This window comes from Nonomuraea sp. NPDC023979, from assembly GCF_040639085.1.
Lineage (GTDB): Bacteria > Actinomycetota > Actinomycetes > Streptosporangiales > Streptosporangiaceae > Nonomuraea > Nonomuraea ceibae.
On sequence record NZ_JBEZZG010000016.1, the window covers coordinates 1 to 13,341 of the forward strand.

The 13,341-nt window shown below is 69.6% G+C and carries 19 protein-coding genes; 12 read left to right on the top strand and 7 right to left on the bottom strand.

Annotation, left to right across the window (positions count from 1 at the left end; translation table 11 throughout):
- From AB0G11_RS25850 to AB0G11_RS25875, 6 genes are all read right to left on the bottom strand, one after another.
- The coding region (locus tag AB0G11_RS25850) for a hypothetical protein (protein WP_357588697.1) at positions 1-266 on the bottom strand (266 nt) is incomplete at its 3' end.
- Positions 267-541: 275 nt separating this feature from the next.
- Positions 542-1,189: a ParA family protein gene (locus AB0G11_RS25855; protein WP_357588699.1), complete on the bottom strand. Its 648-nt coding sequence runs from the start codon at positions 1,187-1,189 to the stop codon at positions 542-544.
- A 204-nt stretch (positions 1,190-1,393) separates the two neighbouring features.
- Complete coding sequence (locus AB0G11_RS25860; protein ID WP_357588701.1) at positions 1,394-1,993, bottom strand: hypothetical protein; 600 nt, start codon at positions 1,991-1,993, stop codon at positions 1,394-1,396.
- 88 nt (positions 1,994-2,081) lie between these two features.
- Positions 2,082-2,492, bottom strand: coding sequence for a hypothetical protein (locus AB0G11_RS25865; RefSeq protein ID WP_357588703.1), 411 nt, complete (start codon positions 2,490-2,492; stop codon positions 2,082-2,084).
- On the bottom strand, positions 2,489-2,761 hold the full coding sequence (locus tag AB0G11_RS25870) for a hypothetical protein (protein WP_357588705.1): 273 nt from the start codon (positions 2,759-2,761) through the stop codon (positions 2,489-2,491). Before AB0G11_RS25870 ends, AB0G11_RS25865 begins: the two co-directional genes overlap by 4 nt.
- Positions 2,758-3,048 (bottom strand): hypothetical protein, encoded by a 291-nt coding sequence (locus tag AB0G11_RS25875; protein WP_357588707.1) that lies wholly within the window; start codon positions 3,046-3,048, stop codon positions 2,758-2,760. Before AB0G11_RS25875 ends, AB0G11_RS25870 begins: the two co-directional genes overlap by 4 nt.
- 451 nt (positions 3,049-3,499) lie before the next feature.
- On the opposite strand from AB0G11_RS25875, the gene AB0G11_RS25880 reads away from it, so the two are divergent.
- The 3 genes from AB0G11_RS25880 to AB0G11_RS25890 all read left to right on the top strand — a co-directional run bounded on the left by AB0G11_RS25880 (position 3,500) and on the right by AB0G11_RS25890 (position 4,486).
- A complete protein-coding gene (locus AB0G11_RS25880; protein ID WP_357588708.1) occupies positions 3,500-3,763 on the top strand; it encodes a hypothetical protein in 264 nt (87 codons plus the stop codon).
- Positions 3,763-4,038: a hypothetical protein gene (locus AB0G11_RS25885; protein WP_357588710.1), complete on the top strand. Its 276-nt coding sequence runs from the start codon at positions 3,763-3,765 to the stop codon at positions 4,036-4,038. The genes AB0G11_RS25880 and AB0G11_RS25885 overlap by 1 nt, the downstream gene beginning before the upstream one ends.
- A 148-nt stretch (positions 4,039-4,186) precedes the next feature.
- Complete coding sequence (locus AB0G11_RS25890) at positions 4,187-4,486, top strand: hypothetical protein (protein WP_357588712.1); 300 nt, start codon at positions 4,187-4,189, stop codon at positions 4,484-4,486.
- On the opposite strand, the gene AB0G11_RS25895 is transcribed toward AB0G11_RS25890, so the two are convergent.
- Positions 4,468-5,184 carry a GntR family transcriptional regulator gene (locus AB0G11_RS25895; RefSeq protein WP_357588714.1) on the bottom strand — a complete coding sequence of 239 codons (717 nt, stop codon included), beginning with the start codon at positions 5,182-5,184 and terminating at the stop codon, positions 4,468-4,470. The two genes, AB0G11_RS25890 and AB0G11_RS25895, sit on opposite strands and share 19 nt — an antisense overlap.
- 160 nt (positions 5,185-5,344) lie before the next feature.
- On the opposite strand from AB0G11_RS25895, the gene AB0G11_RS25900 reads away from it, so the two are divergent.
- The 9 genes from AB0G11_RS25900 to AB0G11_RS25940 all read left to right on the top strand — a co-directional run bounded on the left by AB0G11_RS25900 (position 5,345) and on the right by AB0G11_RS25940 (position 13,307).
- The gene (locus AB0G11_RS25900; RefSeq protein WP_357588716.1) at positions 5,345-5,617 is read left to right on the top strand and encodes a hypothetical protein; all 273 of its coding nucleotides are present in this window, start codon (positions 5,345-5,347) and stop codon (positions 5,615-5,617) included.
- Positions 5,617-5,844, top strand: a complete 228-nt coding sequence (locus AB0G11_RS25905) for a hypothetical protein (RefSeq protein ID WP_357588718.1) — start codon at positions 5,617-5,619, stop codon at positions 5,842-5,844. The genes AB0G11_RS25900 and AB0G11_RS25905 overlap by 1 nt, the downstream gene beginning before the upstream one ends.
- 11 nt (positions 5,845-5,855) lie before the next feature.
- Entirely contained in the window at positions 5,856-7,592 is a 1,737-nt protein-coding gene (locus AB0G11_RS25910) for a hypothetical protein (protein WP_357588720.1), read from the top strand.
- 12 nt (positions 7,593-7,604) lie between these two features.
- Positions 7,605-7,994: a hypothetical protein gene (locus tag AB0G11_RS25915; protein ID WP_357588721.1), complete on the top strand. Its 390-nt coding sequence runs from the start codon at positions 7,605-7,607 to the stop codon at positions 7,992-7,994.
- 35 nt (positions 7,995-8,029) lie between these two features.
- Complete coding sequence (locus AB0G11_RS25920) at positions 8,030-10,612, top strand: hypothetical protein (RefSeq protein WP_357588723.1); 2,583 nt, start codon at positions 8,030-8,032, stop codon at positions 10,610-10,612.
- A gap of 191 nt (positions 10,613-10,803) precedes the next feature.
- Positions 10,804-12,015: a DUF2637 domain-containing protein gene (locus AB0G11_RS25925; protein ID WP_357588725.1), complete on the top strand. Its 1,212-nt coding sequence runs from the start codon at positions 10,804-10,806 to the stop codon at positions 12,013-12,015.
- Positions 12,016-12,216: 201 nt separating this feature from the next.
- Entirely contained in the window at positions 12,217-12,606 is a 390-nt protein-coding gene (locus tag AB0G11_RS25930; protein WP_357588727.1) for a hypothetical protein, read from the top strand.
- A 57-nt stretch (positions 12,607-12,663) separates the two neighbouring features.
- A complete protein-coding gene (locus tag AB0G11_RS25935) occupies positions 12,664-12,834 on the top strand; it encodes a hypothetical protein (protein WP_357588729.1) in 171 nt (56 codons plus the stop codon).
- 74 nt (positions 12,835-12,908) lie between these two features.
- Entirely contained in the window at positions 12,909-13,307 is a 399-nt protein-coding gene (locus AB0G11_RS25940; RefSeq protein ID WP_357588731.1) for a hypothetical protein, read from the top strand.
- Positions 13,308-13,341: the final 34 nt, after the last annotated feature.

The following is a 13,341-nucleotide window of genomic DNA, read 5'->3' on the forward strand; positions in this document are numbered from 1 at the left end:
GCTCGGCGCAGGTACTGGTGACTTCCGGTGTAGAGGGCGAAGACGCCGGCCAGGGTGTGAGCTTGACCATCGGGATCGGGGATGTCCACGTCGTAGCGGGCGACCGCGCCCAGGATCTTGCGTTCGCTCATGCCAGCCGCGCGGGCTGCCTGCACGGTGCGCTCGAACGCGGCTACGTCCTCGTCGGCCCGCCGGAGGGAGGCCGCGGCCTTGCCCGCGTCCGCGCCGAGCCAGGCGAGCCAGCGCCGCTCGGTATCGGCGTCCATGCCCGGCTCAGCGGGAGCGGCCGCCTGGCGGCGTCCCCCGGCTCGTGCCGACGGGCGCGCGACCGACGCTCGGCCGCTCTGGCCGTTCTTGGCGGGTGACCGGGTCGCCGTCGTACCGCCTGCGCGGCCCTCAGCTTGATCCTGAGCGCCGTTCTCCCCCTCTGGGGTCTCCTGGTCCCGGGAAGCGCCCCCCGAGCCGCGAGAAGCGGCGTCGGCTGCGTCGGCCACGGGCGGAGTCGCTCCGTCGAACACGTCGAACTCGTCCAGCTTCGCCATCACGCTGCCGCCTCCATCTCCTCAACCAGTTCCTTGGCCTCTTCGAGATCAGCGTGGGACGTGACGTTGGTGCCCATCGCATCGGCGTAGACGGCCGGCTTCAGCGACAATTCCCGCTGCAGCATCGGCAGCTTCGCCTCGATCTGCCGGCGCATCTCCTTGTTGGCGGCCTGCCGGCGGTTGTCCACCTTCGTGAAGACCACGGCCGCGTCGATCTCGCTGGTGCGACCAGCGTCCTTGGCCGCCTTGAGCGCTGAGGCGAACGTCGCGGAGAGTCGGCGGATGTCGGCCTTGTTGGGCGTCGTGACGACGAGCGCGTAGGTGCAGACCTCGACGGCCGAGCGGAGGATGGCGTCGGAGTCGCCGCCGCAGTCGATGACCACCACGTCGTACTTGCCAGGAGTACGGTCCGCGACCATGTCGCCGACCTGGGCGTGCGGCCACGTCTCGATGTCGAACGGCAGCGGCGTGTCCCGGTCGCGGGCGAGCTTCCACCAGTCCCAGCCCGTCTGGCTGGACGGGTCAGCATCCACGTACAGAACGCGCTTGCCGCGAAGGACGGCCCACACGAACGCGATGAACATGGCCAGGGTCGACTTACCGATGCCGCCCTTGAGCCCACTCACCGCGATCACCCTGTCGGGCATGTTTGCGGGAAGATTTGGCACTGTAGCCTCTCTCTCGTTGCGGGTAGCTCCGCCCGCCCACGGAGGCCGGTGAAATCTCCAGGGGCGGGCGTCCCGTACGGTATCGGGCCGATCATCGGCGCCGCATCTCCACGACACGCGAAACGCCGCACCCGTGCAAGCGGATGCGGCATTCGTGATGCGGGATCAGTTGGTGGTGGCGTGTCAGGCGGCGTCGCGGCGGGCCTTGGCCATGTCGGGCACGAAGTCGTGCCAGGCGCCGCCCTCAGCGTGGTGCTGGCGCAGTTGGGAGGCCACCGCCACGCCGAGGGGTGTGAGCCGCCAGCGGGCCGCGCCCATGAGCCGCTTGCGGTCGCGCGGGGTGATGCGGTCCGGGTCGGACACGGCGCCCGAGCCGACCATCTTGGGCGTGATGTAGTCGCCGGTGGCGGTCTGCCACGTCTGCCCCGCCGCGATGGGCATGTCGGCGACCAGGAGGCCGGCGGCGATGCAGTCGGACAGGCAGGAGTAATCGTCATGGGCCTGGAGCGCTTCGGCTCCCCAGGAGCCGTCGTCGTTCCGCGCGGCCTTGATCTTGGTCGGGTAGCGGCCGCCATCGCTGGAACTGTACGGGTTCTTGAGGGCGTACAGCTCTGGGTGCAGGCGGGCCGAGCAGCGCATGTGGTCGTGGCCGAGGTAGCCCTTCCGGTCGACGGCGCGGGTCTCGACGTAGGCGAACGTTGACCAGTGGTCGGCGCCGAACCGGTCGATGGGGATGGGGGTGTGCTTGTCGAGGATCCACTCCAGGACGGGCATGGTGGTCATGACGCACCGCTCTCTTCGAAGGTGAATTGGGGGGCGTTGACAAGGGCGCTGACCACGCTGAGCATGCCGCGCGAGCGGCCTCTGGCGGTCATGTGTCGTACCACTGAAAACGCCTCCAGCCGGGAATGTCGCGGGTCTGGCCAAGTTCTGCGACCCGCTGAGCGATCTCGTCGGCGAGACGAAGGCTCTCGCCGTTCCAGCGGCGGGCTGGGCGGGGCAGGCAGGTGCGGCAGGCGTATCCGACTCGGGGGACCCTGGCCACCGCGAGGTTGGTGCACCGGTAGCCGCAGACAAGATCCTCTGCAGGGCCGAGGAAGTTGCGGGTGGTGAACAGTCCGACCAGGCAGACGGCGCAGGCGGAGTCCCAGCACTGCGGGGTGTCGCAGGCGAGGCAGACAGCGCGCTGGCAGTCGCGTCCGAACCGGCCACAGTAGCGGCAGCAGTTCGGCCGGTGGGGGCCGGGCTTGCCCCACCGGCCGACGTTCGCAGGCGTGGTCATGCGGCGTTCGGCCCCATCGGAGCGATGTCTTGGAAGAAGGCGGCGGCGCAGGCCATCATGGCGCGCTCCTGGCCGTGGCTGCCGCCGGCGACCCGGCCGAGCTTGGCCTGGTGGCCGTCGAGGATCTGCCAGGTGTGGTCGTGGCGGAGCATGATGCGGCCGATGGTCAGGCTGTTGACGGCGTCCCGGTCGAGGAGGACGTTCCACTCGTCGGGGGCGCCGGTCGGCTCCAGGTAGATGGCGGCTCGCGGGCCGGTGGGCGCGCTCACGGGGCGACGACCGGGTAGTTCTCGGTGAACAGCAGAGCGTCGGGCAGGTAGGGGTGGGCGCGGGCCCAGTCGACGAGGCGGGCGGTCTCCCAGGCGGCGCGGCGCCGGGCCTCGGTGATGCTGTCGGGGCGTGCCTCGATGGGGCCGTGCATGAGACTGTTTGCGAGCACGTCGACCAGCGCTTGGTAGCAGGGCCCCCCTACCGGTTCATCGTTGCTGGCGACGTGCTCGGCCAGCGTGAGGCAGGCGATGGTGAACTCGTTGGGTGTGGTGGTGGTAGGTGCCATCTCGGCGGTTCCTTTCGGCTGTCCACGCGCGGGGTCGCGTCCGCGCACCTCCGAATGTAGGCATGCTTACGTACGGCGTCAAGAAGGCGTGACTCCTGGGGGCCGTACTCTGGGGATGTTCCGCACCCCGGATGCGACCCCGGGGTGGCCCGACAGGTCAGAAGGGGGCGCTCGGTGGCGCATCCCGTCCTTCCCGACGGCTACGTACCCGGCTACGAGCTGTCGTGGGCCCACAAGAAGTCCCCGCATGGGAGCTCACGCTCGGCCGCATGCATCTACCGGCGAGCCGGCCAGACCCAGCTACGCGACGAGACTGGATCGCGCGCACAAGGTCTGCGCGCAGATCGACCCGTTCAACGCCAAGCATCAGCAGGCGCGCCGGCGGTAGCCTGCCGCTAAGGCGCTACACCCCCGGCCGGACGCGACCCCGGCCAGACGAGAGGACCGGCCCATGCCCACGACGGCAACCAGCCCCGACGAGATTGTGGCCCTGATCAAGGCCAGTATCGGCCAGACGGTACATGTCGAGACGCCCGGCGGCGTCGACTACCCCGACGGCTACCGCAGCCGCGACCATCACGCCATCCACATCCTGAGCGACTACGCGGTCGGCCCGGACAACCGCATGTACGCCTACTTCCGCACCCTGCCTGGCCGGTCGAGATGGACGGCCTACTACGCGATCGCCTCGATGACCGGGGTGGAGGTGTCGTGATGGGTGAGCCGCTGTTCGTCGGCCCGCACGGGCGGCCCCTCGTCATCCTGGGCGAGCGGGTACTCACCCTGGCCGACGCCAAGGCCCGCTACATCCAGCTGCGGGCTCAGATCCGGCGTGACGACCTGCGCGGCGGGTCGGAGCCTCGTCACCGCCAGGCGGTCCGGCAACTGGGCGAGGCGCTCGCTCATCACTACGGCTGCACACCGTACGACATTCAGATCCGGTTCCGGCTGGAGGTCGCGAAGGCGTGCCAGGCCCTGATGGCGACCTGAGACGCGGACGCAGGCGCGGCCCGTTGCTTCCTTGCTTCCTTCGGAGGTGACGGGCCGTGGCTGTTCCTCGGCCGAGTCCCGGCGCCGGTGGGCGTCATCGCCTCGACGGGTTTACGATCCGCTGTACAGCATCTGAGGAGGCGAAGACTTGGCCGAGGTCCGCGACTACTGGCTTGGCGTCGACCCGCACGTGCCGGCACACGAGCGGGTCCAGCACGCGGTGCCTGTCAACGGCAGCGAGGTCCGCGGCTGGCAGGTGTCGGTCTGCTCGCTGCGGGTGGCGCTGCTGCTGCACGGTCGTTATACCGCCTCCGGCATCGGCGGGGAGCCGCTGTGGTTCGATCCAGCCGTATCGACGTGTTGCTCCGAGTGTGCTGCTCACGTCCTGGGCGCCGAGGTGAGCACTCCATCGGTGCCGGTGTCGACTCTTCACCCCCAGGCGTCGTAGGGGACCTCCGGCGCGGCCAGCTGGTAGTCGAGGCGACCAGTCGTGATGATGTGCTGCACGTTCACCGGCAGGTCCTCGTGGTAGCCGATGCGGATCACCTCCAGCACCGCGGTGGGGGCGGGAAGCTGCATCTGGGTCATCTCGGCCCGGTTCGCGAGCCGGGGGAGGACCGTCTCGTGGTAGCGGGTGGGCCAGTCTTCGGTTGAGGTGTGATCGCGGTGCTGGTAGCTGATGGCCAGCGCGTCGACCTGGTGCCCGTCGGCGCCATAGGTGGTTTGCTGAATCATGTTGAGGACCGTGTCTGACGGCACGTCGAGCAGGTCGGCCAGGGTGTGGGAGCCAATGGTCCGGGCGGCTGTGGCCACGTCGACCAGCACATCAGGATGCGGTTGGCGCGGTACCTCCGGCGCGTCTTCAGGGACGTCGTCCGGCGAATCGGCAACCGGGCGGGTGCGCCGCATCACCAGATGAGAGATGCCCCGGCGGTAATAGCCCTTGTACCGCACGGCCACCACAAGTCCTTCGTTGCGCAGTTCCGCGTAGGCGCGGGCGACGGTGACATGAGTGACGCCGAACTGCTCCGACAACTCTGCCTGGGACGGCAGGGCCGTACCCGGCTCGGCCTCCTCGGCCAGGGCGCGCAGGTGGCTGAGCAGGCGATCCGCCTGGGAGGTGCCGCCTCGGTTCCGCGTGTCCATGACGTCGATAGCTCCTGTGCTGTTGGTGGCTCCCCTTCGTGGCGGAGCGACGGCGATGGTTGTCAAGTCGGCGCCCTTCTCGCTTCACAAGCTAGAGTATAGGAGTTATAGTAGCCTTGCTAGTGCGACGCGAACCGCACAAGACAGGAAGGAATAGCCAATGCATTCCCTGAAGACGGCTGAGGCGGCGCACGTCTTGGCTCAGCAGCAGGTGCCGTCCGGCGCGATCGGAACCTCGATCTTGGCTGTGATCGCTCTGGGCGCCCTGGTCTGGTACTGCAAGAAGCACAAGGGCTACGACTGGCCGCAGATGGTGCTCGGCGGGGCGTTCGTGGTCGTCCTGGCCGCCACGCCGTGGGGCGGCGGCCTCATCAACGGCATCAGCGGCGCGATCTTCTCCATCTTCACCGGGGTCGGCCAGGTCCTCAGCTGATGACCGACATCGCCTTCGAGGTGGCCCGCCATCTGGGGGCCGTGCACCGCCAGGCACTTCTGGCGGTGCACCCCCTCCTGCTACCGCTCCTGGCGGTGGTGCTCGTGGTGGCGCTCCCCCTGGGGGCGGCCGTGATGGTCCTCACCGCCGGCCTGCGCCAGCTGGTGTACGGCGCCGTGTGGGTGTGGGTGCGCTACCTGTCCTCTCCCAAATCTGGAGGTTGCTGACCATGGAACCCGTGAGCGCGCTGCTCCTGGCGCTCCTCGTCGCCGGGGGCGTGCTCGGCAAAGTCGGCCAGCAGCAGGCGGTCAAGGCTGGCCAGGAGAAGCCCGGCCTGTTCCAGGGTGCCCTGGATATGACCGTCAAGGCAGCCAAGGAATCCGCGCTCAAGGCGCGCGAGGCCGCAGAGCAAAAGGCGCAGGAGGAAGCCAAGATCAAGCCCCTGGGCAAGCCCTACACGGGGCCCATGCCCGCTCACAGCGCCCGCCGCCCGTCCGGGCAGGAGGAGTTCCTGGCCACCCCGCACGCTCAGCGCAGCCTGTGGCAGATGGTCCGTGACGCCGCTACCGACATCAGTGAAGGGCTGGGGCTGCGCAAGCCCGAGCACGCTCCCCAGACGGCAGCCGGACCGGACACCGCCCAGCCCGCCAACGCTCCCGGCCCGCCCGGTTCGGAGGCAGCCGGGCCGAACAAGGCGGGCGACGCCCGGCAGGCGACGACCGTCGAGGACGCCCCCACAGAGCCCATCATCGCCAACCCCATCGTGACCGAGCCGATCACCGAGCCCGACACCGAGTCTGTCGAGCCCAACACCGAGCCCGCCAAGCCCGTCACCCCAACCGACGATCCCGAAGGGACCGCACCCATGAGTTTGAGCATCCCCAGCGAAGTCCTTCCGGCCGCCTACCTGCGCGGCCTGGCCGTGTTCCCGCCCAACGGGGACTTCACCGCCCTCGACGAAGCCCACCGCTACCGCAGCCTCGCCGAGATGACCTTCTCCCGGTGGATGACCGAGCGGATCGTCACCGTCGACGACGCCACCAACAAGGCCATGTACGCGGCGTTCAATCGCGCCTGGGATGCAGCCGAGGCGCAGGCTCAACGAGCTGACGAGGAGCGCGCGCGGGCCAATCTAGCCGAGCAGGAGCGCGACGAACAGCGGCAGGCCGTCCAGGACGCGACCGCTGAGACGGCGCGGGCGACCGCCGCCGCCCAGCAGGAGGCCCCGCAGGTGCAGCGCGTGCAGGCGCAGGCCACGCAGACGCAGCCGGCCGACACCTCCTCGGCCTCGCGCACGCCAACGTTCGTGAGCTTCGAGGAACTGCAGCTCGCCCAGCAGCAGGCGTACGGGCGTCTGCAGGAGCAACTGGCCACCGCGACGCCGGAACAGGCGCAGCAGGCGCAGCAGGAGTTTCGCGACCACTGGAACTCCCACGCGATGGACACGGCGCTGTACAACCACGCGCACAAGCTCGTCGCGCTCAAGGACCCGGCCGAGCGGGCGCGAATCCACGCCGAGTTCGTCGCCAACTTCTACAACGCCACTCCCGACGTCAACGCATTCCTGGCCGAGTGGGGGGTCGCCGCGCCGCAGCCCAAGCCACAGCGCCAGGGCACCAGCCCGGCCGAGGCCCCGCAGAACTACCTGATGGCCGTCGAGGCGTTCGCCGCCGCGAACATGACGCTGATGTCGATCCCGGCGCTGATCCAGGCGATCGACTACACCGCCGAGGCGGTGCACATGACCGCGCAGATCGGCCGCACCATCGCCGCCCGCATGGACGAGGAGGCGATGCTCGACCGGACCATCGTTGACTCCATCTACGGCGCCGCCCAGGTCGGCCAGCAGGCCGCCGGCCAGATGCACTCGGCGGCGCTGGCCGCCGACGCCGCCTACCAGCGGTGGGTCGTCTTGGTCAGCCAGGGCACCCGCGTCCCGTCCCAGGCCGTCCTCAACGCCACCGCGTCCAGCTAAGGAGAACCGACCATGACGATGTCCCTGGCCCAGGCCATGGCCAACCTGCGTTCCCAGCCGTTCGGGGAGATGTCCTTGCAGGACCAGTTCCGGACGTTGGACACGCTGACCGAGGGCCTGCACCAGATGACCGGCCTGCTCAACACGATCAGCATGCGGCTGCACGACGAGGTGTGGATGATGCCGCAGATCGTCGAGCTCATCGCCCAGGGCCGCGACGGAGTCAACGGGATGGCCCTGGCTCTCGCTGAGGCCACCGAGGGCGGCCGGGTCCTGTACGCGCCGTGGATCGAGGCGGCGCAGGCCAATGGCCGGATGATCAACCGGGACAACCTGGTGGCGACCCAGCAGGGCGCCCCGCCCATGTCCGTCCCGGCCAGCCTCCCGAACGACGACCAGTAACCCCAATCCACCCCACCTGCGAAAGGACGGCGACGATGAGCCAGTCCCACCCCGGGCGCGACGACGCCGCCCCGACCAGCAAGGAGCTGTCGCTGGCCCGGCGGCAGCGCAACATCGAGCGCGAGCTCGCCAAGACCGCGGCCCGGCGCGCCCGCCGTGAGGCCCGCCGTGAGCTGCAGGCCGGCCGCCCTGCGGTCGCCGGCCAGTGCCAGGAGGTGCGGCGCGGCCCCGCGCCCGCCGCGCCCCCGGCCGCGTACCGGGGCGAGAGCGCCCCGGCGCGCGCCTACTGGGCGGTGCGTGACAACTGGGACGACTGCGCGCCGTGGGTGTGCTCGGCAAGCCTGTTCACTGCCGGGGCGGCCGCGTACCTGGCCGACCCGGTGAACGCCAAGCACGTCGCGGCGGTGAGTCTGCTCGGCGCGGCCACGTGGGCCACGGTGAAGCTGCGCCACGTGGTGGACAAGACGTGGGCGGCGGCCGGAGTGGTCAGCTCCGGGGTGTGGCTGACCATCGCGGAGATGGTCGGCCCGATGAACCTGTGGACGGCGGGCTCGCTGGCCGCGGGCAGCCTGGTGGGCGCTTGGCGGTGGCAGGAGGCGCTGCGCCGCCGGCGGGCCGTCGCCGCTGTTGAGAACCCGCCTGCGGCCGAGATGGTCTATGAGGAGACGCCGCAGCCCAGCCCCATGCCCGCTCCCGCTCCCGCCCCTGAGCCGGACGCGGCCACTTTGGCGCTGAAGCATTGGAGCGAGGAGTGGGCGCGGGTGGCCGACCAGCTGTCGGCGTGCAAGGGGTCACGGCTGACGGAGCTGACCGAGCTGGGCCCCGACCACCGGATTCTGCGTGTGCAGCTGGTGCCCATTACCCAGCTGGCCACCAGCGTGGCCGGCTGCGCCCGCAACATCGAGACAGGCCTGCTCACCCAGGACGGGGCGCACCTGCGGCCGGGCGCGGTGCAGATCCTTCCGGACGAGGATGACTCCACGGTGGTCTACGTGCACATCCGGCAGGGCAACCCGCTGGCCGAGGCGATCAGCTTCGACATGGTCCGCCCGCACCTGCCGCGCTCCATCACGCAGCCGCTCATCCTGGGCATGCGCGAGGACAAGGAGTGGGACACGCAGCTGCTGCTCTACTACCACTGGGTGTTCGGCGCCGACACCGGCGGCGGCAAGAGCAACTTCATTCACACCGTGCTGGCCAACCTGCACTTGTGCGCGGACGCGCTGATCTGGGGCGCGGACATGAAGGGCGGCCGCGCCCTGGGGCCGTGGCTGCCGCGCATCGACTGGCTGGCCACCAGCCTGGAGGAGATCGACCTGCAGCTCCGGTCGCTGGAGCAGATCATCGACTACCGGTCGGCCAACATCGACCTGGACAGCGACAAGCTCGCCCCCTCGGAAAAGTGCCCGGCGATCGTCTACATCATCGACGAGGGCGCCGAGGTCACCGGAGCGCGGAACAAGGCCGGTCGGGGCGCGGAGTTCGCCAAGCGCCTGGAGTCGATCAACAGTCTGGGGCGGGCGGTCGCGGTGCAGGTCATCTTCGCCACCCAGTACTGCTCGCTGGAGGCGTTCACGTCGCCGACGTTCCGGCAGCAGTTCCGGGTGCAGTTCCTGCTGTCGACCACGTCCAAGCTGGCCGCGAGCTTCCTGCTCGGGGACGACGCCTGGAGCAAGCTCGACGTGTCCATGCTGAGCAAGCCCGGCATGTACTACAAGCGGAACGTCGGCATGACGGCGCCGCTGCCGGCCCGCACTCCGCACATGGCGCCGGGGGACAGCAACGACCTGGTCGCATCCCTGGCGCGGGAAGGCGCGAAGGTGGCGCCATCCCTGGACGCGGGTTCGGCCAGCGTGTGCGTGGCTGAGTACGCCTCGCGGCGCACCCGCATCCCGGCCAAGCTGATGCGCAAGTGGCTCAGTGATCCGGCACCGCAGGGGATCCCCGTCGGAGGGTCCTTCGAGCAGCCCGCGCTTCCTGCGGCCGAGGGGTTCACGTGGGTCCCTCAGCAGGTCTCACCGGCCGCGCTCCAGGGGTCTCCTGCGGGGGTCCCCGGGGCGGGTTGGCAGGGGGGTCCTGGCGGGGTCCCGGAAGTCGGCGGCGGCGGCTACCCGTGGGGTGCCCCGGCGGGGTCCCCGGCGGGTCCCGGAGTCGCTACGGCGGCGGGCCTCCCGGCGGGGTCCCCGATGGGTCCCGGCGGTGACACTGCGGAGACCGCCCGGGAACGGCTGGACCGAATCTGGGCTTCCGGCCCGGGGGGCGATGTGACGGCAGAGGCGGTTGCGGCTGCCCGAATGTCCGGCCAATCGCTGAATCTGGATGCCGCCAACGCCGACGCCGAGGGCCTCATGGTCGACGCCATTCTCGGCGCCGGGCCGAACGGCATCACCCGCAAGCAACTGGAAGACGCGACCGGCCGCCGCAAGACGTGGCTGTCGCCGAGGGCGAACGCGCTGTGCGCGGCCGAGCTGTGCTACCGGCCGCGCGACATCGACGGCCTGTATGCCCCGACCCAGGGGGTGACCAGGGAGGAGATGCTCAGCGCGCTCCGGCGGTTCTCGGATCAGATCCGCGACACCCGGCGGGCCGGCCGGGAGGCGGCGGACAGGGCGTCCTGACCACCGCCAACCGTACAAGGTACAGGCACAGAGGGTAGCGGGCCGCAGAGCGTCCGCAGACCGTCCCCGGACGCTCTGCGGACGCCGAAAACCGCCCCCTATAGGCCCCCACCCCTCGCCGTCCGTGGACGCTGTGCGGACACCTCGCGGACGCCCCACCAAACCTCAAATCGACTACGGAGCGTGACATTATGAGCGTTGAGACCCAACTGCCGGCCACCCCCGCCACACCCGTCGCGGCAGGCACGCCGGCCAAGGCTCGGCGAGCGCTGTCCACCGGGCAGAAGCTGCTGGGCGCGATCGTCGCCCTGATCACCATGGGACTGGCAAGCTACAGCTTCGCCGGCTCCTACAACTCCATCGTCGACTTGGCCAAGCGACACAAGGTACCCCTGCCAGACCTGGTGCCGCTGGGCATCGACGGCGGCCTGGTCGGCGTGGTCGTCCTCGACCTGTTCGCCACATCGATTGGCAAGCCGATCGGCTGGCTGCGGTCGGCAGCCCGGCTGTTCACCGTCGGCACGGTCGTGGTCAACGGCATGGCCGGCTGGAAGGCAGGGGTGTCCACCTGGGAGAACGTGCAGTCGGTGACGCTGCACATCTTCGCGCCGTTCCTCTTCCTGGTCCTGGTCGAGGCCGGCCGCCATCTGCTGATCTCGCGCCTGGACGGATACGAGCTCACCGACAAGATCCCCGTAGCCACCTGGTTCCTGCAGCCGTGGCCGACGTTCCTGATCTGGCGCCGCATGAAGCTCAACAAGATCGGCAGCCGGGTGGAGGCGCTCGACTTCGAGGCCACACGCCGCCGTGCCATCGCCCTCCTGAAGGTCGCCTACCCCGGTTTTCGGGCTTGGCGCAAAAAGGCGCCGGCCGACCTCGTCTACGATCTCCTCCGTGGCCGAAACCTGCCCGCCTCCGTGGCCCGGGTGGAGGCCATGAGGCTATCGGGGACCCCCGACCGCAAGCCGGTCGGGGACCCGTCGGGGACCCCCGACCGGAAGCCGTCCGGGGACCCTGGCGGGGACCGCCCGAGGACCACCGGGAACGGATCATCGGGGGCCGGTGGCAAGGACCCGTCGGGGGCCTCCGGCAAGGGAGGCACCAGCCGGTCTGGTGACACGTCTCGGGGACCCTCCCACACCGATGGCGCGACGAGGTCGGGGGACCCCAAGCGAAAGCCGTTCGAGGACATGACCAAGAGCGAGCAACTGGAGGAGAGGATCCGCATCCTCCGAGGCACGTTCGGGGACACCATCCCCGGCATCAACACCATGAGGGAGACCCTGAAGGCGGCAGGGGTGGGAGTCGGCCACGATGGGGCTGTTGAGATCCGTGACACCTTGCGAGCCCGCGCCGGCCTGCCGCCGCTGAGTGCAAGCGTCAACGGCACCTCACACAGCTAACTCATCAGGCTTGTGCCACCGCCCGCGGGCGGTGGCACAAGCCTGATGAAGCGCCCGGGCAGCATCATTCATCGGAGAACCCCTCCTAAGAGAAACGCAGCCAGTCCCCCTTCTCCCGAGAAATAGCGGAGAACCGACAATGAGCGATTACGGGAAGCGCTTGTCCGGCCCGCTCCTACCTCTGAACGGAGAACCCACCCGATGACCGCCACGATCGAGACCAGCGAGACGATGACCGCCCGCGAGATCGCCAAGGCCATCCGAGTCGGCACCCGCACCCGCAAGTTCGTCCTCCGTGACGAGTACGGGCTCCCCATCCGCACCGGTGCCCGCCGCTACACCGATGTCCTCGCCGCCCTGAGCAACAGCGACATCTCTCCCGACCTCACCTTCCGGATGCGCACCGTCGCCTACGCCCTGCGCAAGTGCATGGTCTCTGGCCGGATGGACGCTCGCTCCGAGAATCGGATCGCCGACTACAGCCCTTACCAGCTGTGCGCCCTGGTCGCCCGCATCGCCCGTGAGTGCCCCGAGACCACGATCGGCGGCATCTGTGACGTGTGGCTGCTCGACCACCACGCCAGCCTGTAGCCCGCCTCTGGCCCCGGGGAGCCGGGGTCAATGCCTCACCCTCTGGAGAAGCACCTGATGAACGAATTCCTGACCGAAGACCAGCGCGATCACATCGCCGCCGCCTACGAAGCCTCGCTCACGGAGAGCCAGCCGGACGGCTTGTACACCCGGGAGGTGCTCCAACACGTGCCCGCCTTGCTGCGCGACATTGAGCGGCTTCACACCTTGCTCGCCGAAACGCGCTGACCTTCCCCCCTCAAGCCCCAGCTCGCCACTGGGCCACCAACACCCAACCCCTCGACGATGCCCGAGGAGCCGGCATGGCCTTCAGCCACGAGAACTACCGCGACGTTGACCCTGAGCCGGAGCGGGACGACCCGCCCGCTCACGTCCAGATCGTCCCGCCCATCGCAGGTACCGACGACGTCGCCGCCCTCCGCTTCGAGGTGGAGACCACGCCATGCCACAGCATCGGCAGCGTGATCCGTCCATCTGCCGCTCGGAGCCTTATCCGTGAGCTGCAGGTGGCCCTCGACGAGATCGAGCCCATACCTGGCGCGCGTGCCGCCTCCCCGAACCCTTCGGCCGCGGACGACAACTGCGGGTCCTGTGGGACGCCGCTCACTGATTGCTCGAACGCACGGGAGGCGTTCAGCGAACGCTGCTGCGGCCTATGCCAGATGAGCGACACGCACTTCCCGCCCGAGCCCACCGCCTGACCCTCTCCGTCCCCCGGGAGGAACTCCTCCCGGG

Coding starts and splice junctions, on each gene's coding strand:
- AB0G11_RS25920 (WP_357588723.1), top strand. CDS start 8,030: ATGAGCCAGTCCCACCCCGGGCGCGACGACGCCGCCCCGACCAGCAAG.
- AB0G11_RS25885 (WP_357588710.1), top strand. CDS start 3,763: ATGGGTGAGCCGCTGTTCGTCGGCCCGCACGGGCGGCCCCTCGTCATC.
- AB0G11_RS25930 (WP_357588727.1), top strand. CDS start 12,217: ATGACCGCCACGATCGAGACCAGCGAGACGATGACCGCCCGCGAGATC.
- AB0G11_RS25925 (WP_357588725.1), top strand. CDS start 10,804: ATGAGCGTTGAGACCCAACTGCCGGCCACCCCCGCCACACCCGTCGCG.
- AB0G11_RS25940 (WP_357588731.1), top strand. CDS start 12,909: ATGGCCTTCAGCCACGAGAACTACCGCGACGTTGACCCTGAGCCGGAG.
- AB0G11_RS25865 (WP_357588703.1), bottom strand. CDS start 2,492: ATGACCACGCCTGCGAACGTCGGCCGGTGGGGCAAGCCCGGCCCCCAC.
- AB0G11_RS25905 (WP_357588718.1), top strand. CDS start 5,617: ATGACCGACATCGCCTTCGAGGTGGCCCGCCATCTGGGGGCCGTGCAC.
- AB0G11_RS25895 (WP_357588714.1), bottom strand. CDS start 5,184: ATGGACACGCGGAACCGAGGCGGCACCTCCCAGGCGGATCGCCTGCTC.
- AB0G11_RS25875 (WP_357588707.1), bottom strand. CDS start 3,048: ATGGCACCTACCACCACCACACCCAACGAGTTCACCATCGCCTGCCTC.
- AB0G11_RS25855 (WP_357588699.1), bottom strand. CDS start 1,189: ATGCCCGACAGGGTGATCGCGGTGAGTGGGCTCAAGGGCGGCATCGGT.
- AB0G11_RS25900 (WP_357588716.1), top strand. CDS start 5,345: ATGCATTCCCTGAAGACGGCTGAGGCGGCGCACGTCTTGGCTCAGCAG.
- AB0G11_RS25915 (WP_357588721.1), top strand. CDS start 7,605: ATGACGATGTCCCTGGCCCAGGCCATGGCCAACCTGCGTTCCCAGCCG.
- AB0G11_RS25860 (WP_357588701.1), bottom strand. CDS start 1,993: ATGACCACCATGCCCGTCCTGGAGTGGATCCTCGACAAGCACACCCCC.
- AB0G11_RS25880 (WP_357588708.1), top strand. CDS start 3,500: ATGCCCACGACGGCAACCAGCCCCGACGAGATTGTGGCCCTGATCAAG.
- AB0G11_RS25935 (WP_357588729.1), top strand. CDS start 12,664: ATGAACGAATTCCTGACCGAAGACCAGCGCGATCACATCGCCGCCGCC.